Source organism: Paenibacillus alvei DSM 29 (assembly GCF_000293805.1).
Lineage (GTDB): Bacteria > Bacillota > Bacilli > Paenibacillales > Paenibacillaceae > Paenibacillus_B > Paenibacillus_B alvei.
In genome coordinates this window covers 288566-314203 of record NZ_AMBZ01000001.1, presented here as the reverse complement: position 1 = coordinate 314203, position 25638 = coordinate 288566, and the positions used below count along the sequence as shown (strand labels likewise).

21 protein-coding genes and 1 pseudogene are annotated in these 25638 nt (G+C 46.7%); 17 read left to right on the top strand and 5 right to left on the bottom strand.

Annotated elements, in window-relative coordinates; all coding sequences use genetic code 11:
- Positions 1 to 129 precede the first annotated feature (129 nt).
- Positions 130 to 846 carry a purine-nucleoside phosphorylase gene (gene deoD / locus PAV_RS01570; RefSeq protein WP_005543024.1) on the bottom strand — a complete coding sequence of 239 codons (717 nt, stop codon included), beginning with the start codon at positions 844 to 846 and terminating at the stop codon, positions 130 to 132.
- Between the two features lie 356 nt (positions 847 to 1202).
- On the opposite strand from deoD, the pseudogene PAV_RS01565 reads away from it, so the two are divergent.
- From PAV_RS01565 to PAV_RS01540, 6 genes and pseudogenes are all read left to right on the top strand, one after another.
- Positions 1203 to 2235 (top strand): annotated as a pseudogene (locus tag PAV_RS01565) (BMP family lipoprotein).
- Positions 2236 to 2329: 94 nt separating this feature from the next.
- Positions 2330 to 3862, top strand: coding sequence for an ABC transporter ATP-binding protein (locus tag PAV_RS01560; protein WP_005543022.1), 1533 nt, complete (start codon positions 2330 to 2332; stop codon positions 3860 to 3862).
- On the top strand, positions 3859 to 4932 hold the full coding sequence (locus PAV_RS01555) for an ABC transporter permease (RefSeq protein ID WP_005543021.1): 1074 nt from the start codon (positions 3859 to 3861) through the stop codon (positions 4930 to 4932). Before PAV_RS01560 ends, PAV_RS01555 begins: the two co-directional genes overlap by 4 nt.
- Before the next feature lie 3 nt (positions 4933 to 4935).
- The gene (locus PAV_RS01550) at positions 4936 to 5889 is read left to right on the top strand and encodes an ABC transporter permease (protein WP_005543020.1); all 954 of its coding nucleotides are present in this window, start codon (positions 4936 to 4938) and stop codon (positions 5887 to 5889) included.
- A gap of 102 nt (positions 5890 to 5991) precedes the next feature.
- The gene (locus PAV_RS01545; protein WP_005543019.1) at positions 5992 to 6606 is read left to right on the top strand and encodes a DUF7832 domain-containing protein; all 615 of its coding nucleotides are present in this window, start codon (positions 5992 to 5994) and stop codon (positions 6604 to 6606) included.
- A 334-nt stretch (positions 6607 to 6940) separates the two neighbouring features.
- Entirely contained in the window at positions 6941 to 7840 is a 900-nt protein-coding gene (locus PAV_RS01540; protein ID WP_005543018.1) for an SDR family oxidoreductase, read from the top strand.
- A gap of 85 nt (positions 7841 to 7925) precedes the next feature.
- Here the strand turns inward: PAV_RS01540 and PAV_RS01535 are convergent, their stop codons facing one another.
- Positions 7926 to 8399, bottom strand: coding sequence for a GNAT family N-acetyltransferase (locus PAV_RS01535; RefSeq protein WP_005543017.1), 474 nt, complete (start codon positions 8397 to 8399; stop codon positions 7926 to 7928).
- Between the two features lie 204 nt (positions 8400 to 8603).
- On the opposite strand from PAV_RS01535, the gene PAV_RS01530 reads away from it, so the two are divergent.
- The 3 genes from PAV_RS01530 to PAV_RS01520 all read left to right on the top strand — a co-directional run bounded on the left by PAV_RS01530 (position 8604) and on the right by PAV_RS01520 (position 12700).
- Positions 8604 to 10163, top strand: a complete 1560-nt coding sequence (locus PAV_RS01530) for a hypothetical protein (RefSeq protein ID WP_005543016.1) — start codon at positions 8604 to 8606, stop codon at positions 10161 to 10163.
- A 43-nt stretch (positions 10164 to 10206) separates the two neighbouring features.
- Positions 10207 to 11433, top strand: a complete 1227-nt coding sequence (locus tag PAV_RS01525; RefSeq protein WP_005543015.1) for an RtcB family protein — start codon at positions 10207 to 10209, stop codon at positions 11431 to 11433.
- A 139-nt stretch (positions 11434 to 11572) separates the two neighbouring features.
- Entirely contained in the window at positions 11573 to 12700 is a 1128-nt protein-coding gene (locus tag PAV_RS01520) for a beta-ketoacyl-ACP synthase III (protein WP_005543013.1), read from the top strand.
- A 128-nt stretch (positions 12701 to 12828) separates the two neighbouring features.
- On the opposite strand, the gene PAV_RS32065 is transcribed toward PAV_RS01520, so the two are convergent.
- A complete protein-coding gene (locus PAV_RS32065; protein ID WP_005543012.1) occupies positions 12829 to 13353 on the bottom strand; it encodes a hypothetical protein in 525 nt (174 codons plus the stop codon).
- A 320-nt stretch (positions 13354 to 13673) separates the two neighbouring features.
- On the opposite strand from PAV_RS32065, the gene PAV_RS01510 reads away from it, so the two are divergent.
- The 8 genes from PAV_RS01510 (at position 13674) to PAV_RS33060 (ending at position 22851) form a co-directional block, all read left to right on the top strand.
- The gene (locus PAV_RS01510; protein ID WP_040735151.1) at positions 13674 to 14627 is read left to right on the top strand and encodes a nucleoside hydrolase; all 954 of its coding nucleotides are present in this window, start codon (positions 13674 to 13676) and stop codon (positions 14625 to 14627) included.
- Entirely contained in the window at positions 14627 to 15583 is a 957-nt protein-coding gene (locus PAV_RS01505) for a nucleoside hydrolase (protein WP_005543008.1), read from the top strand. Before PAV_RS01510 ends, PAV_RS01505 begins: the two co-directional genes overlap by 1 nt.
- Positions 15584 to 15685: 102 nt before the next feature.
- Positions 15686 to 16900 carry a NupC/NupG family nucleoside CNT transporter gene (locus PAV_RS01500; protein ID WP_005543006.1) on the top strand — a complete coding sequence of 405 codons (1215 nt, stop codon included), beginning with the start codon at positions 15686 to 15688 and terminating at the stop codon, positions 16898 to 16900.
- Positions 16901 to 17118: 218 nt separating this feature from the next.
- Positions 17119 to 18462, top strand: coding sequence for an Nramp family divalent metal transporter (locus PAV_RS01495; protein WP_005543004.1), 1344 nt, complete (start codon positions 17119 to 17121; stop codon positions 18460 to 18462).
- A gap of 725 nt (positions 18463 to 19187) precedes the next feature.
- A complete protein-coding gene (locus PAV_RS01490) occupies positions 19188 to 19715 on the top strand; it encodes a DUF4241 domain-containing protein (RefSeq protein ID WP_040735149.1) in 528 nt (175 codons plus the stop codon).
- A gap of 175 nt (positions 19716 to 19890) precedes the next feature.
- A complete protein-coding gene (gene ahlS, locus PAV_RS01485) occupies positions 19891 to 20739 on the top strand; it encodes an AhlS family quorum-quenching N-acyl homoserine lactonase (RefSeq protein WP_005542999.1) in 849 nt (282 codons plus the stop codon).
- Positions 20740 to 21169: 430 nt separating this feature from the next.
- Entirely contained in the window at positions 21170 to 22396 is a 1227-nt protein-coding gene (locus PAV_RS01480) for a copper amine oxidase N-terminal domain-containing protein (protein ID WP_005542997.1), read from the top strand.
- 278 nt (positions 22397 to 22674) lie between these two features.
- Positions 22675 to 22851 (top strand): DUF3934 family protein, encoded by a 177-nt coding sequence (locus tag PAV_RS33060; protein ID WP_005542995.1) that lies wholly within the window; start codon positions 22675 to 22677, stop codon positions 22849 to 22851.
- A gap of 168 nt (positions 22852 to 23019) precedes the next feature.
- Here the strand turns inward: PAV_RS33060 and PAV_RS01475 are convergent, their stop codons facing one another.
- Positions 23020 to 23808, bottom strand: coding sequence for a response regulator transcription factor (locus tag PAV_RS01475; RefSeq protein WP_005542993.1), 789 nt, complete (start codon positions 23806 to 23808; stop codon positions 23020 to 23022).
- The gene (locus PAV_RS01470; RefSeq protein WP_005542991.1) at positions 23786 to 25501 is read right to left on the bottom strand and encodes a sensor histidine kinase; all 1716 of its coding nucleotides are present in this window, start codon (positions 25499 to 25501) and stop codon (positions 23786 to 23788) included. Before PAV_RS01470 ends, PAV_RS01475 begins: the two co-directional genes overlap by 23 nt.
- Between the last annotated feature and the right edge of the window lie 137 nt (positions 25502 to 25638).

Genomic DNA, 25638 nt, shown 5'->3' with positions numbered 1-25638 from the left:
TGAGTAGAAAGGACGATTGGAGAGGGTGAATCGTTGTGGGGTTTATTGTCGAAACCCGAATATGACGCATGGCGTATATTTCTGCCGAGCGCCTATATTCGGGCTTGTTACTGTTACTATGAACAATACTTATCCCTGACGGATTGCTGTCTCCAATGCCACTTCAATCATATCGTTGAACGTCAATTGGCGTTCTTCCGCTGTTGTAGCTTCACCTGTCAGGATATGATCACTTACCGTGAACATGGCTAGTCCGTTGATTTGATGCTTCGCAGCCAGCGTATACAAGGCGGCAGTCTCCATTTCTACAGCCAGCACGCCGTATGCGCCGAGCCTCATCATCGTTTCCTTGCTATTGTCTTCTGTATAGAAGATGTCCGAGCACAAAATGTTTCCTACACGCAGGTTCAAATTCTTTTCCATGCCGATATCATAAGCTGTTTTGATCAAATCGAAGTTTCCGATCGGCGCGAATGAATAACCAGGGAAACGGTTCGTATTAATGGAAGAATCCGTACATACTGCTTGCGCGATAAGAACATCACGAAGCTTCACCTCATGCTGAATGGCGCCGCATGTTCCGATTCGAATTATCGTTTTAACATCATAATCCTGAATCAATTCTGTCGCGTAAATCGCGAAAGAAGGAACACCCATCCCGGAACCCTGTACAGAAACAGGCTTGCCTTTGTATGTTCCTGTGAATCCAAGCATCCCGCGAACTTGGTTGTGGCATTTCGCATTTTCCAAGAATGTCTCAGCAATATATTTCGCACGCAGCGGATCTCCAGGCATTAAGGATACTGGTGCGATTTCACCTTTTTTAGCTTCTAAATGTACACTCAATGGAACGTACCCCCTTGGTTAATTTTCAAGCGCTTGACTTATGAAAACGTTTTACTCTATTACCCTATCATACGTATACGCATAAATTCAGTAATGCAAGCTATCGCTTTTCTGTGAAGTAGATTACAAAAAAACAGTGCAGCGCTTAACTGAAGTTCTTCTAAGCTCCAACTATAATCGAGATGTCCCCAGCTTTCGAACACCGCTAGTGTTGGTTCGGGGGATTTAATGTAAGCGGATTCACCATCCGCTTTCCGTCCGAGGCTGCAGTACAAGTCATATATGTGATTTACCGTCTTAAGACGTGAATCTAAGGAAGAAAATTAGTTTACAAAATATATCGGAGGGTCTTACAGATGAAGAAAAAGATGAATCTTTTGCTTGTATTCGTATTGATGGTTTCCATGGTGTTAACCGCATGCGGCGGGAAAAATGAATCCAAAAACGGGGCTGGAGCAGCAGGAGAATCTGGCGACAAAAAATTGAAAATCGGTATGGTTACCGACTTGGGCAGCGTAAATGACAAATCCTTTAACCAGAATGCTTGGGAAGGTCTACAAAAGCTGAAAGCTGATTTTGGCTATGATGTAAAATACGCGGAACCAAAACAAGACTCTGATGTCATTCCTAGCTTGAACCAATTCGTAAAAGGCGGTTATGACCTCACATGGGCGACAGCTTATACATTGGATAGTGCCATCACACAAATTGCCAAAGAAAACCCGGAAGCAAAGCTTGGCATCATTGATTCCTCCATTGTTGTGCCGAACGTTGCGGCTGTATCCTTCAAAGAGCAAGAAGGGGCCTACTTAGTTGGGGTAATCGCTGGATTGATGACCAAATCGAATAAAATCGGTTTTGTCGGCGGGATGGAAATTCCTCCAATTCAACGCTTTGCAGCCGGTTTCCGTGAAGGGATCAAGGCTGTAAATCCAAAAGCACAATTGATTGTGAACTATACAGGGCAATTTACGCGCGTTGATATGGGTAAATCCGCAGCTGCGACCATGTACAATGACGGGGCAGATATCATTTTCCATGCTTCTGGATTGACAGGCAACGGTGTATTCAACGAGGCCAAAGAGCGCGTTTCCAAAGGGCAAAAAGTATGGGTTATCGGGGTTGATAAAGATCAATCCTTAACGTTCGGCGATGAAGTAACATTGACGTCCATGATCAAAAAAGTTGATATCGCTGTCTATGAAATTACGAAGCAATTGGCAGAAGGCAATTTCCCTGGCGGTAAAGTAACGAACATGGGTCTAAAAGAAAACGGTGTAGACATTGCGTCAACATCCTCCAAAAAATGTCCCTGCAGATGTATTGGCGAAAGTAGAAGAGTACCGCAAAAAAATTGTTGACGGTGAAATCGTCGTACCAGAAAAGTAGAGAACTAGAACCAATTAGAACCGATTGGAACCAAAAAGCTCCCCTCGCTTAATCAGCGGGGGGTTGTTTCTGGAGGAGGAAGGAGAGACGTTTCATGGTGGATACTGAAACGGTATTGGAGCTAAAGGGAATCACAAAGCGTTTTGGTGAAGTCGTCGCGAATGAAGAGATTAGCTTTGCTTTGAAAAAGGGCGAAATTCATGCATTACTTGGTGAGAATGGTGCCGGAAAATCGACATTAATGAATATCGTATTCGGATTGTATCAACCAACAGAAGGTTCTATCTGGGTCAATGGACAAGAAGTGATCATGGATACCCCGAACCGGGCGATTGAGCTGGGGATCGGGATGGTGCATCAACATTTTAAGCTCGTACAGCCTTTTACCGTAACCGAAAATATTATTCTCGGCATGGAACCGAAATCCGGTCTGAGAACCGATTTGAAAAGTGCTTCAGCTAAAATACGGCAATTATCGGAGCAGTATGGCCTCAATGTGGATCCTTCTGCAAAGATTGAGAATATTTCAGTAGGAATGCAGCAGCGGGTGGAAATCTTGAAAACGCTGTACCGTGGCGCGGATATCGTTATCCTGGACGAGCCTACAGCTGTGCTGACACCTCAAGAGATTACGGATTTGCTTGCCATTATGAAACGCCTTGCGAGTGAAGGAAAGTCCATTATTATTATTACGCACAAGCTGAAGGAGATCATGGAGGTTGCGGATACTTGCACCATTATTCGCCGGGGCCGCGTGATCGACTCTGTCGTTGTCAAGGATTCCAGTCCTCAGGAACTGGCTGAGAAGATGGTGGGCCGTGAAGTGCGGTTCAAGACGGAGAAGGCGGAAGCCAATCCGATGCAGCCAGTTCTGAACGTAAATAACCTAAAGGTTCGAGGGGATAATGGGCAGCTTGCGGTGGACAGTCTCTCCTTCCAGGTTCGCGCGGGTGAAATTGTCGGCATCGCGGGAGTTGACGGGAATGGCCAAACCGAGTTAATCGAAGCGTTAACAGGAATGCGGCGTGTTGAGTCGGGCGAGATTCATTTGGATGGTGTCGATGTCTTGAACAAGACACCGCGCGAGGTTGGCCAAGCTGGAATGTCGCATATTCCGCAGGATCGCCATAAGCATGGTCTGGTGTTGGACTTTACGGTGCCGGAAAATGCAATCTTGCAGACCTACTATAAGCCTGAATTGAAGAAAGGCGGTCTAATGGATCATAAGGCAGCTTTAACGCTCGCCGAGAAATACGTGAAATCATTCGATATTCGCATTCCCGGATATGATGTGCCGGTACGCGCGATGTCCGGAGGAAATCAACAGAAATTGATTATTGCGCGCGAAATCGATCGGCATCCTAAGCTGCTGATTGCTGCACAACCGACACGCGGGTTGGATGTCGGGGCGATTGAGTTTGTGCATAAGGAGCTCATTGCAGAACGAGACAATGGCAAAGGCATACTTCTCGTATCCTTCGAATTGGAAGAAATCATGAATGTGGCTGATCGGATTATCGTGCTCTTCAATGGTCAAATCGTAGGTGAAGCTTATCCGGAAGAGACGAATGATCAAGAGCTTGGATTGATGATGGCAGGCAGACGACAAGGAGGCGACTCGAATTGAACACGGTGAAAAAGCTTCTGCGTCAAGAATCGATTTGGATTCCGGTCATCTCGATTGTCATCGGGATTGTCATCGGCGCGATTGTCATGTTGGTTGGCGGATATGATCCATTGCTTGCTTACTCTTCGTTGATCGATAAAATTTTCGGAAGTGTCTATGATATCGGTGAGACCCTGCGTTCCATTGTACCATTGATTCTATCAGGTCTCGCGGTTGCGATTGCCTTCCGTGGCGGAATGTTCAATATCGGCGTTGAAGGGCAGATCGTGATGGGCGCTCTCGGGGCCCTGATGGTCGGAAATCTGCTGGAATTGCCGCCAATCATCCATGGGATCGTAGCGATACTCGTTGGAACCTTGTTCGGCGGGGTATGGGGGTCATTAGTTGCCATATTCAAAGTAAAACGAGGATTGAATGAGGTAATCTCGTGCATCATGCTGAACTGGATTGCCTTGTATCTTAGTCATATTACGATCAAATCGTACATGGCTGAAGCAGGCACGTCCCGCTCGCAAATGATTCATGAATCTGCGGACATCCAGATTCAGTGGTTATCGGATCTGCTCAGCGGCGCTCGCATTCACTGGGGATTCTTCATCGTCATCTTCATTCTTATCGGTTATTACTACTATATGAATCGCACACAGCAGGGCTATGAGCTTCGTGCAGTAGGACACAATAAGCATGCTGCGGAGTATGCAGGGATGAAAGTGTCAAGAATTGCGATTCGCACATTCTTTATTTCCGGCGCGCTTGGCGGTTTGATTGGTACTTTCGAAGTACTCGGTGTATTCAAATACATGGCGATTGCACCGAATACGTCAGGGATCGGGTTCGATGGGATCGCGGTAGCCCTGCTCGGCATGAACACAGCAGTCGGGGTAACCTTATCTGCCGCCTTAATCGGCGGATTGTATTACGGTGCTCAAGGGATGAGCTTCGGTGCTGATGTGCCTCCAGAAGTTATTAAGATGGTTATCAGTATCATCATCTTCTTCGCGGCAGCTCCGGGAGCCATCCGCATGTTCATCAAGATGTTCAAACGCAAATCGAAGCGGGAGGAGGGGTAAACCATGGATATTCTAGCGAATTTATTGAATGGAACATTCGTGTTTGCCACGGCATTGATCTTTGCCGCACTCGGCGGGGTGATCGTCGAACGAACCGGTGTCATTAACCTGGGACTAGAAGGGTTTATGGTATCGGGAGCCTTTGCTGCTGCGATTACGACGCATTATGCGGAGAATGCGGGGCTTGGCGGTGCATCGCCTTGGTTAGGCCTCCTCGGTGCAATGATTTTCACTTTGATTTTCTCTGGCATTCATGCAATCGCTTCGATTAAATTTAAAGCAAATCAAGTAATCAGCGGTATTGTCGTCAACTTGCTGGCGGCAAGCTCCACATTCTTCATGGTAAAGCTCTTGTTCGAAGGATCTGCGGAGACGCCGATTATCGATCACGTGTTTTTTAAATGGTCGATTCCATTTTTGAGTGACATTCCATTCCTCGGAAATGCATTCTTTACGGCATATCCTACGACCTATATCGCTTATATTTGCGTATTTGTAGTATGGTTCGTCATGTATAAGACGCCGCTTGGTTTGCGGATGCGTGCGGTTGGAGAACACCCAGGGGCTGCTGATACGGCAGGCGTGAAGGTTAATCGCCTTCGTACGCTGTCCATTCTGGTTGGGGGATCGATCGCTTCCTTAGGTGGCGCTACGGTGGCTTTAACAGCGAACAGCAGCTTCGCGCAAAACACGATTTCCGGTCAAGGCTTTATTGCCCTTGCTGCGGTAATCTTCGGGAAATGGAACCCGGTAGGTGCGTTTGGCGCGGCGATTTTCTTCGGATTTGCGCAAGCGCTCAAGGATCAGGTTGTTATTTATGATTGGGCTAAAAGTATCCCGACCGAAGTCTTTTACATGCTTCCATATCTGTTAACCCTGCTGGTGCTGCTTTTTGCAGTTGGACGTACAAGCGGGCCAAGCGCACTTGGGGAAACATACGATCCTGGGAAAAGGTAAGACTTAGAGACCTTACTACAATATGAATGAAATCAGTTGCGTTTGAGCTGGACGAAACCGACTCCTTTTTAATAAAAGGAGCCGGTTTTTTCATTTGCGCTGTTGTTTGCATCTCTTACACTAGAGATCGTATTAACCAATCAGCGCAAAACGTTTACCGATTATCGGCATTTGATGATTACGGAGGCTGCGGAGGTATGTATTCTGAATGTCATTAAAGGGCGGTTATATCCCGATAAGAAGACGGCGAATCCATCATACGAGCCATATTCTACGAAGCAGGAAGCTATCGATCGGATGAAGGAGTTGGCCGATGAACTGACTAATAAAGGTTACATGGAAGCCGCCCCTAGAGATGTCCTGTTTCAAATTCCAGAGAAAGAAATCTACATATTCGATAAAGCCAAATGGCATTATGAAGGCGAGTTTCCGCAGAAACTAAGTACCGCTCAAGCCTACGTCCCGACGGGCATGTTCGTTGCGTGGCTGATCAAGAATGATCTGGTGAGCAGGCACAGTCGCAAAGAGGATGCTCGGGATATTGAGCTTGTCAAACGAGATGAAATGACAGGCGCTGAATTCTACCGCCAAAACTGGGGCGGCGTATTGAGCTCGAAAGAGTTGTCAGATGAAGCGGACGCATTTGCCCGCGAATACCTCAACATTCAAAACGATATCAAGATAAAGGCAATTTTGATGTCATTAAATTTTGGTTGAAATTACAGGGCGGCATTGTTACAGTATTGGTATCTAACAGGAACGGAGGGTTATGTGTGATAGATTGTTCCCGATAAGCCAACTATGCCATTTGCATTCATTGGTTCTTTGTTTCTCTGCCTGTCAGCAGAGTAATCGGGATAAGTCTGTCCATATGCCGTCTAGTTCATGTCTTGGAAAGTGTCGTAAGGATCTGCTTACGTTATTTGATCGAGGGCTTCTTTGGCGCTGTTCTGTTCGAACATGGACTCATACAGGGATATTCCTATCCGATTATGGTTGGCACAGGCAGAGCATTTGTCTGTGTTTTTTATTTTGGATAGGAGGGTTTCCTATGACAACGCAAGAGCTGTTTAAGTCTGGAGAACGAAATATGAAGAAGAGACGCGTGTGGTTGATTACGGGCGCCAGCAAGGGGCTTGGATATGCATTTGCCAATGCCGCGCTAGAGGCAGGGGATCAGGTTGTAGCCGTCGCCAGAACCGTCGGGAAGTTAGAAACACTGAAAGAACAATACCAAGATACGCTGTTATTTTTACGGCTTGATATCCGGGAGCGGGAATCTGTATTTGCAACCGTAAAGGCGGCGATTGAGCATTTCGGGCGTCTTGATATTGTCGTGAATAACGCAGGCACAATGACGTTAGGCATGGTCGAGGAACTGAGCGAGGACGACGCAAGAGATCTCATGGAAACGAATTTTTTCGGGGCTCTATGGGTTTCTCAGGCGGTATTCCCTTACTTGCGTGAGCAGCGGGCAGGACATTTGATTCAAATCTCCAGCATAGGAGGAGTAATCTCAGGGCCGATGACAGGCATGTATAGTGCAAGCAAATTCGCGTTAGAAGGGTTAAGCGAAGCGTTAGCACAAGAAGCAGCCCATTTTGGAGTGAAGCTGACACTCGTAGAGCCGGGCGGGTACTGGACGGATTTGTATGCAACTATGCGCTATAGCCAGCCATTAGAGGCCTACGATTCCTTGCGCGAGGAACTGGCCAAGCAGTATGCGGAAGGTTCGATAGATAGCGATCCTGCATTGGCCGCCGAAGCGCTTATGAAGCTGGTGGATAGCGAGAACCCGCCTTTGCGGCTTATTTTGGGCAGCGCAATTTTTGATATAGCCAGAAACACTTATAAGGAGCGCATTGCGACTTGGGAGGCGTGGGAATCGGTGAGCAGAGCGGCTGAACAGGGGATTCCGGCACCGCCGAGGTATGGGACTTCGGAGGAGTAAGAAGTAAGCGTACAAGATGCCAAAAGTAGGCGACCGTTTCTCGCTATTTTGCCGGGAAACGGCTGCTTCTTTTATCCGAAGTCTTCTACTTGATAGAGGTAACAAATAGCACTCTGCTTCCGCCTCTTCCGTCATAGTTCGTATGTACGGGAATCCCATTTACCTCGCTGTCGCCTTCTTCGATCCGGAAGCCTATTCGGCTATGGAAAGCGATCGAAGTCGCATTAACCGGCGAAGTCACACAGCGGACGGTGTCGCAATCGTATTGCCGTACGGTTTCGAAGAACGTTTTGTACAGCCTTTTCGCGATCCCGGACTTTCGATAATTCGGGTGAACACCGATAAAATGGATATACGCCTCGTTCGGATTGGTTTGCGACACGAACCCAATTAAGAAGGCGATCATTTCCCCGTCTTGTTCTGCAATAAAGCTCGTTTGTTGAAAATGGACAAAAAACAATTTCGGCAGCATATCAGACATATTTCTGCCGCCCCACCAATCGTTAAGAACAGAAATCACGCTGGTATAATCGGACGCTCTCACAGCACGAATGTTCATGCCTAGTCACCTCACTTACGCGATAATAGATAAATTTTACCACGAATTGAGAAAGAGAACTTTGTAAACATTGCGTTGGTCGCAGGTTTGGATCGTATAAAAAACAGGAGTATAGATGTTTCGTAATACTTTTACCATGTTCATTGTATTGAAAATAAGCGAGGATAGAGGCAGAAGAAAGTATCGGGGAAGGGGAGCAGCACGATGATTATTTCTTTTGACCAAGCGGCGCCTTGGAAGGGGAGAACTTCCATTTATGCATACATACGAGATCAAGGAGAATTAATAGACGGCTCTTTGCCGGATGATGAAGAATTCTGGGCCGACAGTAAGATCCGGTGGGTAGCAGGCGGCCTAGACGGAGTATGCAGTCACCATGGTGCGGGCAGTGATCGAAAGGGAGAGGTGGATGAGATCGTCCAGCTCTTGGGGCAGCAATCGAGGAAGCCGAAGCATGCCACGCGGAAGGCGTTGTACATGAAGCTCGTTACGGCTGAAATAAGCAGCATGATTGATAATATATTGGAGCAGGTACGCATTTATCCCGGCATACGACCGGAACCTGTATTTCAGGAAGCGGTATGGTTTGCGGAGCATGGGGCACATCGCAATGTCGTCAAGTTCGGTATCGCGCTGCTTGGCCTGTTCCATAATGAACATGTTAAGGAACTGCTTCTAACCCTTGGCAAACATGATGAGTTCACACTGTACACGGCAGTTGCGATTCAGAATGGGATGGAAAACAGCAATGAGGTGCTGTTTACATTAGCCAAGCAGGTTCATGGTTGGGGGAAGATCCATCTTGTGGAGAGATTGGAGCCATGGACTCAGGAGATTCGAGATTGGCTGCTGCGGCATGGTTGTCAGAACCATGTTATGAATGAATATTTGGCTTGCATCTGTGCGAGAAATGGAGGCTTGCAGGAGGCGCTTTCTGCTGGGCAGGTAGATCGCGAACTGCTTGATGGAGCGACCGATATAATCGAGGCCTTGTTAAATGGAGGCCCGGCAGAAGATATTGATGATTATGAGCATGCGCCGCAAGTGCTGTCCAATTACATAAGAGCGGCACACGAGATGTGCTTCACGGTCAAGCACCTGTCAGTCATGTTCAAGCTGCAAGATTTTTTGACCCAGGATGAGGAAAGATGGAGTGAGCGGATGGCCGCAGGGTGGACGGAGCAGCTTCGGATCAATACGTTGGTAGCAGTTCAAGCGGTTATCGCTCAGCCGAGATGGAATCGTATCGTAATGGATGTGATTGAATCCGGTGATACAACGAATCACTATTATGGCATTGCATGTGCAGAGAAGATTGGGATAGATATATGGGAAATTCTTTATCAGCAGCTTGCGGAGGATCCGCTTCAGAATTCCAATTATCTGCAGCTCATGAAATCAGAAGACTCGAGCAGAATTCAGAAGCTAGTTCAGTTTGCGGAGGAGCACCTGCCGCTGCAGCATATCGCGACGGGCCCTGGTGATGAGATGGGGCTTGGGAAAGCGTATATTGCACATCAATGTCTGGATAGCATTTTGCAAAGTTTAGATCGATTTAATGGAATCGGAGAAAGACTCGTTATTGTCGGCTTGAACAGCCCTGTCGTTTGCAATCGGAATATGGCGCTGTGGGCATTGGAGGGCTGGGACGCTGCTTTGTGGAGCGAGCAGCTCATTGGGGCGGTCATTCATTTGTCGGAAATAGAGACTGAAGAAGCGGTAAAGGAACGAATTCTGGCGCTGCGAGAAGCAAAAGGCATTTGAATATTCGAATAGAAATTATACGTTACTGGAGTTGAAGAAGGACATGGCTTATCAACAAATAGACGGCGTACGAGTCTGGGGCAGCCCGGAGGAGAGTGCTGTCGCGCAAGCGAAAATGTGCGCTAAGACTGGCAATGTAGTTCAGGCCCTGTTGATGGCGGATCATCATAAGGGGTACAGTCAGCCGATTGGCGGGGTTGTGGTCTATGACGGGCAAATCTCGCCTTCCGGCGTCGGGTATGACATTGCCTGCGGGAATAAAGCAGTTCGTACTCATTTGTCAGCAGATGATATCAAGCCCAGATTATCGAAAATCATGGACGAAATTGCTCGCAAAATCTCCTTCGGGATGGGGAGAGTCAATAATGAGAAAGTGGATCACGATCTCTTTGATGATCCGGATTGGAGCGTCTATCAAGCGATTGGCAAGCAGGAGCATGACAAGCTGAAAGCACTGGCTCGCAATCAGCTAGGTACTGTCGGAAGCGGCAACCATTTTGTAGACTTGTTCGAGGAGGTAGGGACAGGACGTCTGTGGGTCGCGAATCATTTTGGGAGCAGGGGATTTGGGCATAAGACGGCGAGCGGATTCATGAATCTGGCTGTCGGGCGGGAGTTCCTAGCCAGTGCTCCAGGAGAGAAGATGGATCAGCCGCCCATCCTTCTTGATCTGAGCAGCGAGATTGGAGATATGTATTATCGTGCCATGAAGCTGGCCGGGCGGTATGCCTATGCGGGACGTGATTACGTCATTGAGCAAGTGCTGGCGATTCTGGGTACTGACGCTGATCTTGAGGTGCACAATCACCATAACTACGCTTGGAAAGAAACGCATAACGGCAAGGAAGTCGTAGTTGTCCGCAAAGGGGCGACTCCTTCCGCACCGGGGCAGGTCGGATTTATCGGCGGCAGTATGGGCGACATATCGGTAATTGTAAAAGGCAAGGATAGTGCAGAGAATCGGGAAGCCTATTACAGCACCGTTCATGGGGCGGGACGGATCATGAGCCGAACGCAAGCGGCAGGCAAAATGAATTGGAAAACCCGTACTCGAAGCGGCGGCAAGATTACGACAGAGCAAATGATGGAGGCCGTGCGCACATTCGGCGTTGAGCTGCGCGGAGCGGGTACGGACGAGAGTCCGTTTGTGTATCGGAAGCTGCAGGAGGTATTGGATGCACATGCAGAAACGATCGAGGTGATGCACACATTAAAGCCGATCGGAGTATGTATGGCCGGAGCGGACGAGTTCGATCCGTATAAGGATTGATAGAATAGACATCAACATAGAAAAGGAAAAAGAGCGCTCGGATATAGGTATCTGGGCGTTCTTTTTATATCCAATACTTTACAATTTAATTAAATTCTATGATAATGAAGAAATATGTCATATTTTGTGGAGGTGCTTTATGAATCACGTCTATATTACGAGTATAGGTAAGTTTCTTCCTGGCTCTCCGGTTAGTAATGATGAAATTGAAGATTATCTTGGTAAAATTAGTGGGAAGACTTCAAAGACCAAGCGGATCATCCTTGAAAAGAATCAGATAAAATATCGCTACTATGCAATGAATAAAGAGCAAAAGAGCTTATATACGAACGCAGAAATGGCTGCGCTAGCTATACGAAATGCATTAGAACGTAATGGAAATATAGAAGAGAAGGATATTGGCTTCCTGGCGACAGGGTCGACGAGAGCCGATTTGCTTCTTCCTGGCTTTGCGAGCATGGTGCATGCTGAGGCGGGCTTGCCAGTAATGGAGATATCCTCGCACAACGGCTTATGTGCAAGCGGAATGCAGGCGTTTAAGTACGCCTATTTGCAAATTAAATCGGGGGAGCATGAGGCGGCAATTGCTTGTGCTAGTGAGTTCCTGAGCCGTGAGTTTAAGCATACGAAGTTTGAGGCGCAGTCTGTACATAGCAATGGACGTGTGCCGTTCGACACGGACTTTTTGCGGTTTATGCTGTCGGATGGCGCAGGCGCGGCGATAATGCAGGACAAACCCTCCGCAAAGGGGTTATCGCTGCGCATTGAATGGGTCGATAACAAGTCATATGCAAATGAGTATGACGTGTGCATGTATTCGGGCATGGACAAGGAGAGTGGAATTTCTTCGTGGCTGGATTATGCATCTATTCATGAAGCGGCGGATCAAGGTGCGCTGAATCTAAAGCAGGATGTCAGACTGGTTAACGAAATCACGAAGGTAGGCGTTCGTCGATTTTTGGAGCTGGTGCAGGAAGGCCGGATTGAACCGGAGACCATCGATTGGATGGTTTGCCACTACTCATCGCATTTTTTCAGAGATGAGATATTCCGGTTGTTGGAGCAGGGCGGGGTCATCATTCCAGAGGAAAAGTGGTTCACGAACTTATACACAAAGGGAAATACAGCCTCGGCTTCGATTTTCATTATGCTGGAGGAACTCATGTATGAAGGGCATCTCGCCGAAGGGCAGCAGGTGCTGTGCATCGTTCCCGAAAGCGGTCGATTCCAAACTTCGATTATGCTGTTAACAGTTGTAGGTTCTTGAGGCATCGCACAGGAAGACATGCAAATGGTCTCATATCATTTGAAAATAACTTTGAAAATAACGTATAAAACGCAGGCAGAGAGGTAGTCATGAATCTCTCTGCCTTTTTACATTTGTAGACCAGACACTCAAATCTGTATGGAAAGCTTCATCATCACCCATACAATCAAGATCACCAGGCAGATCCCTAGGGGGATGGAAGAGAGCGTCATGCCCACGACTGCTATGCCGCTGCCTCGCGAAGATCGTTTGCCGCTGATTCCTAATATAAATCCGATTAGGTTCAAAATAAAAGAAGTTATCATAACCTGCTTCTGTTCGGAAGAGAACAACGTATTAAACTTGAGTGCTGTGCTCAAATTACTCAATATGTATAGAAAAGTCAGAATACCAAGTGAGCCAAATAGAAGGGAAGCGACAGCTTGTCCCTGTCTATTTACGGCAGTCTTCGGAGCAGGAGGCGTTTGACTAGCGACAGGCTTGCTAGCCGATGTCTCCTTCGGTCGTGTATTTTTCACTTGACTACCTGCTGTCCGTTGATTTGAAGCAGGAGCAGGGCGGTTTGGCTTGGGCTGTTCCCGACGATTGCGAGGGGATACAGCTGAGTTGTTCGTTGAATGCACCCTTGTTCTTGGGGTTGTGCGCTGCTGCACGATAGGTTCTCCTTTCTAACAAAGAGAAATGAATATAAAATAAGTATATACTACTTATTCGGCATAATAAGGAAGAAACTTTGGCAAGACCACGCGATTAACCATTTCTAATATGTATTTCTCTCTCATAATTCATTTCAAATCAAATAATTTTTATTCAAACTATATATTTTTTAGCGAAAATTTAGTATGATCGATAACGGAATCCGAATAATGAGTTTAAAATGTATTTATTTGTTCGGTTTTACAGCACTTTGTATAAACACAACACAGAATACATTTCCTTCATAAGAAGTGTTGATGTATGGAATGGAGACAAGATGAAGAAAAAGATTTATTTTAACCACGATGGCGGCGTTGATGATTTGATTTCTTTGTTTTTGTTATTGCAAATGGACAACGTTGAGTTGACAGGTGTATCGGTCATTCCAGCGGATTGTTATTTAGAACCGGCTATGTTCGCAAGCCGCAAAATCATTGATCGCTTCGGTACAGGCGGGCTGGATGTAGCTGCATCCAATTCGCGCGGGAAAAATCCTTTCCCGAAAGACTGGCGCATGCATGCATTCTATGTGGATGCACTGCCGCTCTTGAATGAATCTGGCAAGGTCGTAACTCCAGTTGCGGACAAGCCGGCACATGAACATATTATAGATACGCTGCGTGCAACGGAAGGCAAGACGACCCTGTTGTTCACGGGTCCGCTTACTGACCTTGCTCGCGCTTTAGATATGGATCCAACAATTGAAGAAAAAGTAGAACGCCTCGTATGGATGGGCGGTACATTCCGCGAAGCGGGCAACGTGCATGAGCCTGAGCATGACGGAACGGCAGAATGGAACGTATTCTGGGATCCGGATGCTGCTGCTCGCGTATGGGAGAGCGGAATCGAGATTGACTTGGTTGCACTCGAAAGCACGAACCAAGTGCCGCTTACGCTGGACGTTCGTGAACGCTGGGCTGCTGAGCGCAAGCATATCGGGGTTGATTTCCTCGGCCAATGCTACGCTATGGTGCCGCCGCTCGTTCATTTTTCCACGAACTCGACGTACTATCTGTGGGATGTATTAACGACTGCATTCGTTGGCAAGAGCGAGCTTGTGAAGGTGCAAACGGTGAACAGCAAAGTCATTACCGAAGGCGCCAGCCAAGGACGTACGGTAGAAACGGCTGACGGTCGTCCGGTACAGGTCGTATACGACGTAGACCGCGATGCATTCTTCGATTACATGACAGACCTGGCGAAAAAGGCAACAGAGAAGAGGGAATCATAATGTCAGAGAAAAAGCGCGTCATTATTGATACCGATACAGCCGGAGACGATACAATCGCCATATTGACAGCCCTTCATTATTTTCAAGTGGAAGGCGTTATGATTACAGGCGGTAATGTTCAGTTCGATCAGCAGGTGGAAAACGCACTTTATACGATCCAAGTCGCAGGACATAGCGGCAAGGTTCCGGTATACAAAGGGTATGAAGGTCCGATTATGGGACTTGGCCACAAGGAGCATCGTACTGTAGAGGATGTGCACGGCAAGGATGGAATGGGCGATTCCTTTTTCGAAAAGGCGATCCAATTTCCCGAAACCGGACATGCGGTTGATTTCCTAATCGAAACGGTACACCAAAATCCAGGAGAAATTCATCTGCTGGCGATTGCACCGCTGACGAATATTGCGATGGCCATCAAGAAGGATCCGACGATTGTACCGTTAATTCCGCATTTGTACATTATGGGCGGCACGAACAATGCACTCGGCAACATAACACCGACGGCAGAGTACAACTTCTACGTTGACCCGGAAGCCGCTAAGATTGTGCTTCACTCTGGCATTCCAATTACGATGGTTGGCTGGGAAATGTGCACGCAATATTCCATCATGGACGACAGCGACCATGCGGAAATCGAGCAGCTTGGATCGAAGGGCGCAGAGTTCTTCAAGGATGTCAACAAGGTTGTAATGCGCTTCAACAAAAGGGTTCACCGTCTAAATGGCACCACGCATCCAGACACCCTGCTGGCAGCAGTTGCAGCGGATGAGTCGATTATGACGAAGTCTCATCTGTATCATGTTGATGTAGAAACCGTTGGCGAGCTGACAAGAGGCTATAGCTTGGTCGATATCAACAATCGCTTGGAACGCACGCGCAATGTTCGCGTCTGTGAAGCGATCAATCGTGATGCATTTAAGGGAATGCTAGTAGATGTATTAAAATCCATTAACTAACATAATATAATCTAATTCACGGCCAATGAAATTGAAGTGGTCTATCTGACCCTTTCGCTATGACAATCTTGGTCACAGACTCGATGAAGAAAGGATCTGTATATGCAATACATTTGGGGGCTTCTAGGAATTTTAGGTATTTTCGTTATAGCACTGGCGTTATCTAAAAATCGCAAGTCGATTAATCCAAGAACGGTCATTGGCGCATTCGCGATTCAATTCATTTTTGCCTTAATCGTTCTGAAGTGGGAATTCGGCAAGACGATGCTGAACTACTTGTCCAAAGTTGTTCAGAGCATCATTGATTCTACGAATGCAGGGATTCAATTCTTGTTCGGCGGGATACTGGGTGCAGAGAAAGCTGGCTTTACGTTCGCGCTGCAAGTGCTGCCAATCATTATTTTCTTCTGTTCGTTAATCGCGGTTCTGTATTACCTCGGCATTATGCAGTGGGCAACGAAAATTATCGGCGGATTTCTGGCAAAGGTGCTCAAAACGAGCGAAACAGAATCGATGTCGGCGGCAGCGAATATTTTCCTTGGCCCAACCGAAGCGCCGCTTGTTGTTAAGCCTTATATCGAGAAAATGACCAAGTCAGAGCTGTTCGCAATAATGGTCGGCGGACTGGCGTGCGTCTCCGGCTCCGTACTGGGCGGATATGCGATGCTTGGCGTGCCGATCGAGTACTTGCTTGCAGCAGCATTCATGGGCGCACCGGGCGGCTTGCTGATGGCCAAAATCATGATGCCGGAAACCGATCATCATCTTCGAGTGGAACGGGTTCAGATCGTGAAGGATACAGAGTCCCGTAACGTTATCGACGCAGCGGCTCGCGGGGCCGCGGACGGTCTTAAGATCGCTGCCGGCGTAGGAGCCATGCTGCTGGCGTTCATCTCGCTTATTTTCTTAGTAAACATGATCATCGGCTGGGTTGGCGGCGTGTTCGGGATTGAAGCGCTGACGCTGGAGCAAATTCTTGGCTACCTGTTCGCACCGGTTGCCTTCTTGATCGGCGTTCCATGGAGCGAGGCGCTGCAAGCGGGTTCCTTCATCGGGCAAAAGTTCGTTTTGAACGAATTCGTCGCGTACACTTCGTTCGCGCCTGAAATTGTAAATCTGTCTCCGAAGAGCGTAGTCATCATCAGCTTTGCACTGTGCGGCTTTGCCAATCTGGCAGCTATTGCGCTGCTCATAGGGGGACTGGGCGGCATTGCCCCTTCCCGCAGACAGGATCTCGCTGAGCTGGGCTTCCGCGCGATTATTGCTGCAACACTGGCGAATCTGATGAGTGCCGCGATTGCGGGGATGCTCGTATAGATTGAGAATAGGTTAGAAAAATAGGTAATGATATTCAAGGTAATAAGAATAATAAAGAGGCGGTCGTTTCCCAAGAGCGAAAAGGGGGAGGTCGCCTCTTTCCTTTTAAAAGTAGGGGAAAGCCTGTCTAGCACTTGATCTTTTCAGAAAAAGGTATAAAATAATTGAAAGTTGATGTAGTGAAACTTTGTTGTGCATGGAAAAAAGGTGGGTTGATTATGGGATCAGGAAAATTCTTGCACAAAACTCAAAATGGTTCAAGTTTAGAGGAGATTAATAACACAGTACCTATACCGAGCAACGCGGGTTTCTGGCGAAAGCTGTGGGCATATTCAGGGCCAGGGGCGCTTGTTGCAGTTGGATACATGGATCCTGGCAACTGGGTTACCTCCATTGCAGGCGGATCGCAGTTTGGTTATTTGCTATTGTCGGTTATTCTTATTTCTAGTCTAATTGCGATGCTGCTGCAGAGCATGTCTGCGAAACTAGGGATTGTGACCGGAATGGATCTGGCGCAAGTGACCCGATTGAAAACGGGGAAAAAATGGGGCTTTGCCCTATGGATTATTACCGAATTTGCCATAATGGCTACAGATATAGCTGAGGTTATCGGCAGTGCGGTTGCGCTTAATTTATTGTTTAATATTCCTCTACTCGTCGGAGTATTCATTACCGTACTTGATGTATTTTTACTATTGATTTTGGCGCGGTTTGGATTTCGGAAAATTGAAGCCATCGTCGTTACGTTGATTGCAACGATTCTTGTTGTTTTCCTATATGAAGTGATTATTGCGCAACCTAATGTGGCTCACATGCTTGGCGGGTTTATTCCAAGGTCGGAGATTGTATTTAATGAAGGAGCTTTGTTCATCGCTCTAGGAATTGTCGGCGCTACGGTAATGCCGCACAACTTATATTTGCATTCATCGATTGTGCAGGCGCGCCAATATGATCGTGGAAATCGCAAATCGCTTAAAGAAGCGATCAAATTTGCAACTATCGATTCCAATATTCAGTTAACCGTTGCGTTTGTGGTAAATTGCTTACTGCTTATTTTGGGTGCTTCCTTGTTCTTTGGCTACAGTGGTTCTTTGGAGACACTTGGGCAATTATACCGCGCACTGAATGACAGCTCGATTGTAGGTGCGATTGCCAGTCCGGTATTGAGTGTATTATTTGCAGTTGCCTTGCTTGCATCGGGCCAAAATTCAACGATAACTGGAACGCTATCCGGGCAAATCATCATGGAAGGCTTTATCCGCATGAAAATGCCGATGTGGGCTAGACGGATGATTACTCGCGGAGTGGCTATTATTCCGGTCATTGTATGCATCCTGGTGTTCGGGAGTACGGAATCTGTCGTCGAGAAATTATTGATTTATTCACAAGTGTTTTTAAGTGTTGCGTTGCCATTTTCCATCATTCCTCTGACGATCTTTACGAGTGATGAGAAATTAATGGGTGAATTTAAAAACAAATTATGGGTTGTGATTCTAGCCTGGATTACTTCCATTGTCTTAACTGTTCTGAATATCTGGCTCATTATTACGACGTTCCAATAGTATTTCAGAAAAGGATAGCTGCAAGCCTCTGAACCCGAGTGGTGGACACGTTAAAAGGTGCCTCACTCGGGTTCGCTGCATTTTCTCCTTGGATATAATCTTTAAATGTCTATCATGGAAAATATTTGATGGAAAGAATACGGTCTTTTGTTTAAAGTTAAAAATATCCACGACATAGGAGTATAGGAGCAGTGTACAGATTTAGATTTCTTCTAAGTATGTATACGACTTTATTCCTACATCGTTATAGGTTCGAGAGGAGTTAATAGCGTGCAGCCAACTACTAGAACGATAACAAGCAATAGAGCGAGAAAGCCTGTCGCTACGACACAATCGAGGTCTTCCAGCAGCCAGATGAGAACGGGTAATCAGACAGGCAAGATAATAGGTTCTAGCAGCAACACGAATAACCTGATAAATGAGCATCATGATGCAGTCAGGTGTGAGAAATGTGGTTCAGTACAAATTGTAGGCGGGCAAAGAGGATTTAGTGCGGGGCTTGCCTTTTTAGGCGGTGTTTTTTTACGTTGCTAGGTACATTGCTTGGTCAAGCGATTGGCGGCCCTACAATTACAATGTTTTTTATGCTATTTGGTTTGATATTGGGGTTTTCAGGAAATGGCGAGCTGATTAATTCATGTATGAGATGTGGTCATAAGTGGAGACCAAGATTGCGGAAAAAGAAGAAATAAGTATGGAAAGTAACAACGAAGGGAGTGTTTGCTATATTCATTTCATTAGGTCAATTTGAAGTTACCACTGGGAAACTGGTTGTATCCGATCCATGCTACGACTTAAATGAAAATACAATCATTATGGGCGTGCTGGACAATGCGTTGAATGGGACATGGGACGCCTATGTAAGCAAGACGGAGGTTCAAGATTGGGGAGAAGCCTGCGCCAAGCTTATTGCCTGCCATAGCTCGGTTGCCGATAAGTTGGAAGCTATAGAATGGGTGAAAGGGAATTTCATTGTAGGCGTGGATAGCGGACAGGCTGGAATCTTTGATGTGAGCAAGTTTCGAATTCCGGATGCCGATGCAGAAGGTAATGAGTCCGACAATGCGGACAGTGACTGGTATTTCGCCTGCTGCGACATTACAGAAAGCAATGAAGATGCTGGTGTGCTGGATGGCGGCGTCGTTTCTCGTACCGGATTTGGAGATGGAGCCTATGCAGCGTACTATGCCGTCAACGGGCAAAATCAGATCATGGGAGTTAAGATTATTTTCATTAAGGACACAGAGTTATAAAAACGGAACGAGAGCAACTGCTTAAAAGGATTCCGTAAATGTCTGCTGAAAAAGTGTAAAGGCAGCTAACAAAGAGCAAGTGCAATGACATTCCGAGGATGTGGAGCGTCATTATGCTTGCTCTTTTGTCATATCTTCATCTAGTAACCATGCTGTTCAATGGGAGGAAATGAAGATGACGAATGTGATGAAGGCACGTCCGAAGCTGTATGTGATGGACAATGGCCGCATGTGCATGGATAAGAACTGGCTGATTGCCATGCATAATCCGGCAACGGTTCTGAATCCGAATGCAGCGACCGAATTTGTGGAATTTCCCGTCTATACGGTGTTGATTGATCATCCAGAAGGCAAGATTTTGTTCGATACGGCCTGTAACCCGAACGGAATGGGAAAGGAGGGACGATGGTCCGAAACGGTACAGCTTCTTTTTCCATGGGCAGCGGGTGAGGAATGCTATCTGCATAATCGACTGGAGCAGTTGAACGTATCTCCGAAGGATATCAAGTATGTCGTGGCCTCTCATTTGCACTTGGATCATGCGGGATGTCTGGAACTGTTCACGAACGCAACCATTATCGTTCACGAGGACGAACTGAACGGCGCTTTGCAATCTTATGCCCGCAACGAAAAAGAAGGAGGCTACATTTGGGCAGACATTGATGCCTGGATCAAAAATAACTTGCAGTGGAAAACGATAAAGCGGACAGAGGATCAATTGGAGCTGGCTGAAGGCATTACGCTGCTGAACTTCGGAAGCGGGCATGCTTGGGGCATGCTGGGATTGCATGTCGTTATGCCAGAAACGGGCGGAATTATTCTCGCTTCTGATACCATTTATACGGCTGATAGCTTCGGTCCGCCGGTGAGACCGCCAGGCAATCTGTATGACTCGCTTGGCTACCGGAATACGGTCGAGCGAATCCGTACGCTTGCGGAGCGAACGAAGTCTCAGGTATGGTTTGGGCATGATGCCAATCAGTTTAAGGGGTTTCGCAAGTCAACAGAAGGATATTACGAATAAGACGGTACTCCATTCTGATGACAACGGACACGATCCTCTCCGGTATAGGAACAAGGAGTTCATCCAATGATGAACTCCTTGCTTCTTGTGAAATGACAGCCTTGCTCCTCGTTCGTCAAACACGGAATCGGGGTTCCAAGCAACCTCCCAATAGTTGTTCTCCGGGTCAGCAGAGTAATTCGTTCTTCCGCCTTAGAAGGCATCGCTGGGCTCGCGGAGAATTCGCGCACCTGCTAGTCTGATTTGCTCAACGGACCCCTAGCAAGGTAATGGATGCTGCCCTCATTGTATCTCAAGCACAAATTCAACTTCAATCCTAGGACTTAAGGTGATGTGTCTCCCATAGAAATGGGTCTTGTTACCAAATATCTCACACTTTATAATCTCTTTGTATGTATGAACAAAAAAGGGAAATCCGAGGTAGCGCGATATGAAAAGATTGCTTTGGTGCATGTTAGCTATATGTATAAGTGTTGGCTGCTATATTCCTAACGTCTATGCTTCCCAGGTACAAGTCGAGGTGGATGGGAGGGGAGTGACCTTCCCGGACGAGCTGCCATATGTGGACGCTGCTACCAACCTTACGATGGTTCCTGCCAAATTTGTGTCCGAAAAGCTTGGCGCAACTGTAAAGTGGAACAGAGCGTTGAACCAGATCGTATTTTCCTATAAGAAGGATACGATTGCATTGGGGATTGGGGATAATCATGCCATAGTAAATGGGAAGAATGTAACATTCGGTGGAGGCGCTCTAGTTAAAAATGGGCGAACGATGGTTCCCCTGCGCTTCATTAGCGAGGCCTTTCGTGCTCAAGTGGAATGGCAGCCGAAGCAGAGTCAGGTCAGCATCATGACTGCTGTCAGCAATGTTCCGAAGGGAACCTGGATATGGGATAGCCAAATGATTGTAAAGGAAGCCGATCAGGTCTTCAGCTTTGCCAAAGAACACAATGTGACGGCGCTTTACTTGCAAATCGATACCGATATGGCTCCGGCGAAATATGAAAGCTTTATACGCAGCGCTAAGGCTCATGGCATTCAAGTCGAGGCATTAGGCGGACGGCCTGAATGGGCGTATAAAGAGAAGCGGAATGAAATTGCAAAGTTTATTACATGGGTTACAACCTACAATTCCTCTGTTGGCGAGGAAGCAAGCTTTGCAGGACTTCATTTTGATATCGAACCCTATCGGCTGAGCGGATGGAAGACGAACAATAGAGCAATAGTGACAAGCTGGATGGATAACTTGAGATGGATCGAAAAAGAAACTAAAGGAAGCGGGATCAACATTACGCTGGACGTTCCATATTGGCTGAATACGATCAAGGTACCGGGAACGGATTACAGTATGAGCGCATGGCTGCTGGAGAAGTTCGATCGCCTCGTTATCATGGATTACCGCAATTATGCGTTAGGGAAAAGCGGAATTATAGAAAACGCACAGGCCATAATGAGAGAAGCCTCTACACTGAAGAAGCAAGTCGTTGTGGCTGTAGAGACGGCAGAAAGTTCGGAAGGCCCGCACACATCCTTCTATTCCATGGGCAATGAAGCAATGGAAAAGGAACTTCAAGCCGCTCATAACAAATTGACGCGCTATATGAGCTATGCCAGCTTTGCCATTCACGATTACGACAGTTGGCAGGAAATGAAATAACATTTGGATTTTTACCGTAACTTCACATCTCGTTTCCCTAGCTTGACTTCATTGTATTGAAGTAAGGGAGTTACTGTCCAAGCTCATTCAAAATTCCCCTTTCCTAGCTAAACAGGTTATGATCTTGTACGCTTTCCAGATATTATGGAGAGGGTAGGCCTTTGATTCTAGTGCTTAGCTTTGATATAGTAAGCTCTTAGCCGCAGATTAAGGATGTTGCGGATTGAATCCAACCAAGGATCGGGAACTCTATATACAAACAATCATGGAGTGATTATATGAGCAAAGCTAAAGGCAAAGGCGGAACAGGCAGAGGAACGGACAAAAAAGGTTGGAATAGATGGCAAGCTAGTGCAAAGAGAGCGAAAAGCAAACCTTATACAAGCAAAGGTACTAAAAAAGCGAATAACGTAAAGTCGGATGGCGCAAAGAGCAACAGCAATCATAAAGGATAAAGGCGTGAAATCCGAAATATAAGTTGGCCAGAAGGATACGTAACATTTTCCAAAGTAGGATCACAGTATAAAATAAAGAAACGAAAAAACACCTCCTTTGCCTATAACGGTTCGTGGAATCCGAGTTGGCTGGAAGAGGTGTTTTTGAACATTTTTGCAACGGTAATGCTAGGCATTCTTGTCCGCGAAATATTCTTGATATTGGCTGGGCGTGACATGGGCGTACTTTTTGAAAATGCTGATGAAGTACTTGTAGTCGCTGAAGCCGATATCGTGAGCAATGTTGTAGACTTTGTTGTCGCCTGATTTCAGCAGGTCGATCGACTTTTGGATGCGATAGCGATTCAGGAACTCGTTGAACGTATAGCTCGTCTCGGCTTTGAATTTTTGGTTCAAGTAATAGGCGCTCAAGTCGAGCTGATCTACGAGATCGTGGATGCTAATTTTCTTTGCGTAATTTTCCTGCACATAGGTGATCATTTGCGATACATACTTCGAAGTTTTCGTTTCTTTCTCCATAAATTTACTGTTCAAAATCTCTTCGGTCTCTTGCGGATGATTCGAAATGACCTCATATTTGCGCTGTAAATCGACATTCTTCTTGGCAGATTCCAGAGCAGCAATCAATTGATCATCCTCCAGCGGCTTCACGAGGAACTCGGTTACACCCAATTGCAGCGCCTGCTTAGCAAGATGGAACTCATTATAGCCGGAAATGATAATGCTGCTGAACGTATGCTGCTGCAGTCCCTCGCGAATCATGGAGATACCGTCCATAATGGGCATATTGATATCCGTAATGACAATATCCGGCTTAAGCTCGCAAATTTTCTCATAGCCGTCCTGTCCGTTCAGCCCTTCTTCCACGACGATGCAATCATATTGCAGCCAATCAATGCTGAAGCGTATGCCTCTGCGAATCATATCTTCGTCCTCAACCAGCAGAACCTTGAACATCGTTATCACTCCATTCGTAAGGAATTGTTAGTGTCACACAGGTGCCTTTTCCTTGATTACTGTCGATATGGATGCCGGAGTCCTCGCCGTAGAGCAGCACCAAACGGCGATGAACGTTGTACAGCCCGATATGCTGCGTGGTGTTATTTTGGCTTTGCAGGATTTGGTTTACCTTCTGCAGCGTTTCTGCATTCATGCCTTGTCCGTTGTCACAAACCTCCAGCATTAACTTCCCGTCAGAAGGGTAGATCCGGATTTCGATGAGTACATTGGATTGATTTAAATAGCCATACTTGATAGCGTTTTCAATTAGCGGCTGCAGCAACAGCTTTGGAACATACACATGATTGGTCTCCTCCACGACGGTAATGCGGTACTCCAGCCGCTCATTGAATCGGATTTGCTGCAGCTTCAAATAATCCCGCACGTAATTCATGTCATCTTTCAGTTGGACGCTCCGATCGTTGCCGATGCTGTAACGCAGCAGTCGCGACAGCAGTATGACGATTTGCTGCGCTTGATTGGCGTCCATCTTAATGGCGTAACGCAGCGTTTCCAATACGTTGAAAATGAAATGCGGATGGAATTGCGATTGCAGCTGCTTGACCTCGATAATGGTGCGGAGCTCGGACAGCTCTTTATTTTTCGCCATCAATTCCTTTAACCGATCCAGCATCGCATTGTATTCAGCGCCGAGAATTTCGAACTCGTCATTCGTCTGAATATCCACATAGCCATTGAAGTTTCCTTCACGCAGTTGGGCTAGGGCCAGAATTAATTTATCAATCGATTCGGAATTGCGGGCAGACATTTTATTCGATAGGAAATGAATGATGACCCACAGCAGCAGGCTGGCAGCGAGAATAAAGATAGACACCGTATAGTAGGTGTACTGCTCTGACATATAGGAATTGAGCGTGATTACTTGAATGGGTGTGCCTGGTATGCGCTTGGTATACATGTAGTAGGTGCCGTCGTTCAACTGAACATGTCCTTGCTTATCCAGCTTGGGGCTGAATTTATTCAGTACGCCCTTGGTCACATTGCTGGTGGTGGCAATGATCGAGTTATGTTCGTCCGTGATCATCGCGATTTCATTGTTTTGTTCAAAAATAAGCTTTTGCATGTCGGATTCGTAGAGCTGGTAGACGATATAGCCGATCGTCTGCTTGTCCTTGACGATTGCTTTGCCGAACGTATAGCTTGTGTCGCGATCATGGGAATAGCGGAAGCTGTTCATTTCGGTAAGCATTCCGCCAGATTTGTGCTCGATTCGGTTGATGAGATTGCCGAAGGCAAAGTTGTTATACAGTGCATCCGGCGAATCGGAGCTGGCTCGGAAGATGCCGTCTTTATCGACGATATGGAAGATGCTCTTCACCTTTTGCCGATTGTTGAAATCATAAAATTCGGAGTACACTTTATCGCTGCCTAAGCGTGTAGTCACATAATTCAATACGGCAGGTGAGACAGCCATGCGATTGATTTCGTCGTGGTACTGTTGAAAAACCTCCATCATAGACTTGCTGATAGACTCGGCAGCCTCCGTCGTTTTTTGAGTTAAATTCATCCTTCCATTAATGATCGTAAAGATGAAAAACAGCACGATCATAATCGAAAACGGAATCACTGCATACAGCCGAAATAAGTGACGGGTTGACTCCTTGAAATTGCGAATCTTTTTCTGTTCCATGTCTCCCTCCACCAATGATAGGCCTTTCATTCCTTATTATACTGGTCGGAACCCAAGAGCAGATCATCCAAATAAAACCAAGTCGGCCCTCTGCGAGGTACCGACTTGGTGTGGATGATGAACTCAAATATGTTGTT

Bases quoted from the DNA above. Each gene is read 5' to 3' on its own strand.
- PAV_RS01560 (WP_005543022.1), top strand. From the start codon at position 2,330: ATGGTGGATACTGAAACGGTATTGGAGCTAAAGGGAATCACAAAGCGT.
- PAV_RS01550 (WP_005543020.1), top strand. From the start codon at position 4,936: ATGGATATTCTAGCGAATTTATTGAATGGAACATTCGTGTTTGCCACG.
- PAV_RS01540 (WP_005543018.1), top strand. From the start codon at position 6,941: ATGACAACGCAAGAGCTGTTTAAGTCTGGAGAACGAAATATGAAGAAG.
- PAV_RS01535 (WP_005543017.1), bottom strand. From the start codon at position 8,399: ATGAACATTCGTGCTGTGAGAGCGTCCGATTATACCAGCGTGATTTCT.
- PAV_RS01530 (WP_005543016.1), top strand. From the start codon at position 8,604: ATGATTATTTCTTTTGACCAAGCGGCGCCTTGGAAGGGGAGAACTTCC.
- PAV_RS01525 (WP_005543015.1), top strand. From the start codon at position 10,207: ATGGCTTATCAACAAATAGACGGCGTACGAGTCTGGGGCAGCCCGGAG.
- PAV_RS01520 (WP_005543013.1), top strand. From the start codon at position 11,573: ATGAATCACGTCTATATTACGAGTATAGGTAAGTTTCTTCCTGGCTCT.
- PAV_RS01510 (WP_040735151.1), top strand. From the start codon at position 13,674: ATGAAGAAAAAGATTTATTTTAACCACGATGGCGGCGTTGATGATTTG.
- PAV_RS01505 (WP_005543008.1), top strand. From the start codon at position 14,627: ATGTCAGAGAAAAAGCGCGTCATTATTGATACCGATACAGCCGGAGAC.
- PAV_RS01500 (WP_005543006.1), top strand. From the start codon at position 15,686: ATGCAATACATTTGGGGGCTTCTAGGAATTTTAGGTATTTTCGTTATA.
- PAV_RS01495 (WP_005543004.1), top strand. From the start codon at position 17,119: ATGGGATCAGGAAAATTCTTGCACAAAACTCAAAATGGTTCAAGTTTA.
- ahlS (WP_005542999.1), top strand. From the start codon at position 19,891: ATGACGAATGTGATGAAGGCACGTCCGAAGCTGTATGTGATGGACAAT.
- PAV_RS01480 (WP_005542997.1), top strand. From the start codon at position 21,170: ATGAAAAGATTGCTTTGGTGCATGTTAGCTATATGTATAAGTGTTGGC.
- PAV_RS33060 (WP_005542995.1), top strand. From the start codon at position 22,675: ATGAGCAAAGCTAAAGGCAAAGGCGGAACAGGCAGAGGAACGGACAAA.
- PAV_RS01475 (WP_005542993.1), bottom strand. From the start codon at position 23,808: ATGTTCAAGGTTCTGCTGGTTGAGGACGAAGATATGATTCGCAGAGGC.
- PAV_RS01470 (WP_005542991.1), bottom strand. From the start codon at position 25,501: ATGGAACAGAAAAAGATTCGCAATTTCAAGGAGTCAACCCGTCACTTA.